Annotated in this window: 2 tRNA genes and 1 rRNA gene (1 of these 3 cut by a window edge); all 3 read right to left on the bottom strand. The window is 53.8% G+C overall.

The features are described 5' to 3' along the window. Nucleotides 1-1925 (bottom strand): 23S ribosomal RNA (locus QN347_RS18835) (it extends 871 nt beyond the left edge of the window). 311 nt (nt 1926-2236) lie between these two features. Further along, nucleotides 2237-2312, bottom strand: a tRNA-Ala gene (locus tag QN347_RS18830). A 22-nt stretch (nt 2313-2334) separates the two neighbouring features. After that, nucleotides 2335-2411 (bottom strand) — tRNA-Ile (locus QN347_RS18825). Between the last annotated feature and the right edge of the window lie 89 nt (nt 2412-2500).

Genomic DNA, 2500 nt, shown 5'->3' with positions numbered 1-2500 from the left:
TCGCTGAGCATGTCCTGGAGACAGTGGGGAAGTCGTTACGCCATTCGTGCAGGTCGGAACTTACCCGACAAGGAATTTCGCTACCTTAGGACCGTTATAGTTACGGCCGCCGTTTACCTGGGCTTCATTTCAGAGCTTGCACCCCTCCACTTAACCTTCAGGCACCGGGCAGGCGTCAGGCCCTATACGTCGTCTTGAAGCCGACTTAGCAGAGCCCTGTGTTTTTGCTAAACAGTCGCTACCCCCTGGCCTGTGCCCCCCAACAGAGCTTGCGCTTAGTTGGGGCCTCCTTCTTCCGAAGGTACGGAGGCAATTTGCCGAGTTCCTTCAGGACACTTCTCTCAAGCGCCTTGGTATACTCTACCTGACCACCTGTGTCGGTTTCGGGTACGGTCTATACGGTGGGGCTATTTCCTGGGACCTCTTCGAAGCCTTCCCAATCCAATAAGGGAAGACAACACACGAGATCCGTCACACACCACCAGGTCACGGAATATTAACCGTGTTCCCATCGACTACCCCCTTCGGGCTCGTCTTAGGGGCCGACTCACCCTGCGCGGATTAGCCTTGCGCAGGAACCCTTGGTCTTTCGGCGAAAGGGCATCTCACCCTTTTTATCGCTACTCATGTCTGCATTCGCACTTCCGATACCTCCACGACCCATTACCAGATCGCTTCACAGGCTTACGGAACGCTCCGCTACCGCGTACCATATAAATGGCACACCCTAAGCTTCGGTGCGTGTCTTGAGCCCCGTTACATCTTCGCCGCAGAACCTCTTATTTAGACCAGTGAGCTGTTACGCTTTCTTTAAAGGATGGCTGCTTCTAAGCCAACCTCCTGGTTGTTTTGGAAGTTCCACATGCTTTCCCACTTAGACACGACTTGGGGACCTTAGCTGTAGGTCAGGGCTGTTTCCCTTTTGACGACGGACCTTAGCACCCGCCGTCTGTCTCCCGGATATTACTCTTGGGTATTCGGAGTTTGGTTAGAGTTGGTAGGTCTCGCGACCCCCGCATCCATCCAGTGCTCTACCCCCCAAGGTATTCGTCCGAGGCACTACCTCAATAGTTTTCGCGGAGAACCAGCTATTTCCCGGCTTGATTGGCCTTTCACCCCTAAGCACAACTCATCCGGTAACTTTTCAACGTTAATCGGTTCGGACCTCCAGTGCGTGTTACCGCACCTTCATCCTGGTCATGCATAGATCGCCGGGTTTCGGGTCTAATACATCAAACTTTGGCGCCCTATTCAGACTCGCTTTCGCTGCGCCTACACCTAACGGCTTAAGCTTGCTTGATACATTAAGTCACAGACCCATTATGCAAGAGGTACGCTGTCAGGCCTCAAGGACCCTCCAACTGCTTGTAGGCAATCCGTTTCAGGTACTGTTTCACTCCCCTCATCGGGGTGCTTTTCACCTTTCCCTCACGGTACTAGTTCACTATCGGTCGCATACGAGTATTTAGGCTTAGAGGGTGGTCCCCCTATGTTCAGACAGAATTACACGTGTTCCGCCCTACTCGAGTCCTGATGTTTCATTTTCGCATACGGGGCTGTCACCCGCTATGGCCGATCTTTCCAAATCGTTCTGCTAATTCACCATCAGGCACTGGCCTGGTCCGCGTTCGCTCGCCACTACTAACGGAATCTCGGTTGATGTCTTTTCCTCCAGCTACTGAGATGTTTCAGTTCGCCGGGTTCGCCTCACGAAACCTATGTATTCAGTTAAGTGATACCTAACCCCATTTAGCGTCGCACCGAGTTGCCTCGATACGAAGTTAAACGGGATAGGTGGGTTTCCCCATTCGGAAATCGTGGGATCAAGGCCTGCTCACGGCTCCCCCACGCTTATCGCAGCGTGCCACGTCCTTCATCGCCTGTATGCGCCAAGGCATCCACGAATTGCCCTTACCTCACGCTTGAGAGTCCGCACCACCAATGACAATGCTGGGATCGATCCATGACGGATCGAACCAAAACTCGGCAGAGCAGCAAAGTCACAGTATCTTGGTGCGGATGATTAAAAATGCTCAGCCTGATTATTAAAGCGTGCGCAGTCTGGCCGTGCGATCCGGAAGGCGAACCTTCCAAACCTCTTGTCCAAACCGACACGCCGATATCACGGCATCGATTTTAAGAACCCATTCACAATGTCAAATAAGGGAGGCCGAAGCCTCCGTGTTCCGCCGAAGCGGAAGAGTTTTCTCTTCATCTCTAGGTTTTCGGTGGCGAGTGGTGGAGCCTATCGGGATCGAACCGATGACCTGATGCTTGCAAAGCAACCGCTCTCCCAGCTGAGCTAAGGCCCCATACTCTTCAAAGCGCAAAAAGTGGTGGGCCTGGGTGGATTCGAACCACCGACCTCACCCTTATCAGGGGTGCGCTCTAACCAACTGAGCTACAGGCCCATGCCTCGCTCGCGCGCCCGTCAGTCGCAGCAAAGCTGCGCCTTGTGGGCGCGCTTTTCTGCGCTGGCCGAGCTTGGCTGCGTGCGAAT

The sequence above is a fragment of the Sphingomonas sp. 10B4 genome (assembly GCF_035019905.1).
Classification (GTDB): Bacteria; Pseudomonadota; Alphaproteobacteria; order Sphingomonadales; family Sphingomonadaceae; genus Sphingomonas; species Sphingomonas glacialis.
Note: the sequence above shows the minus strand (reverse complement) of the source record. Positions and strands in the feature narration are given on the sequence as shown.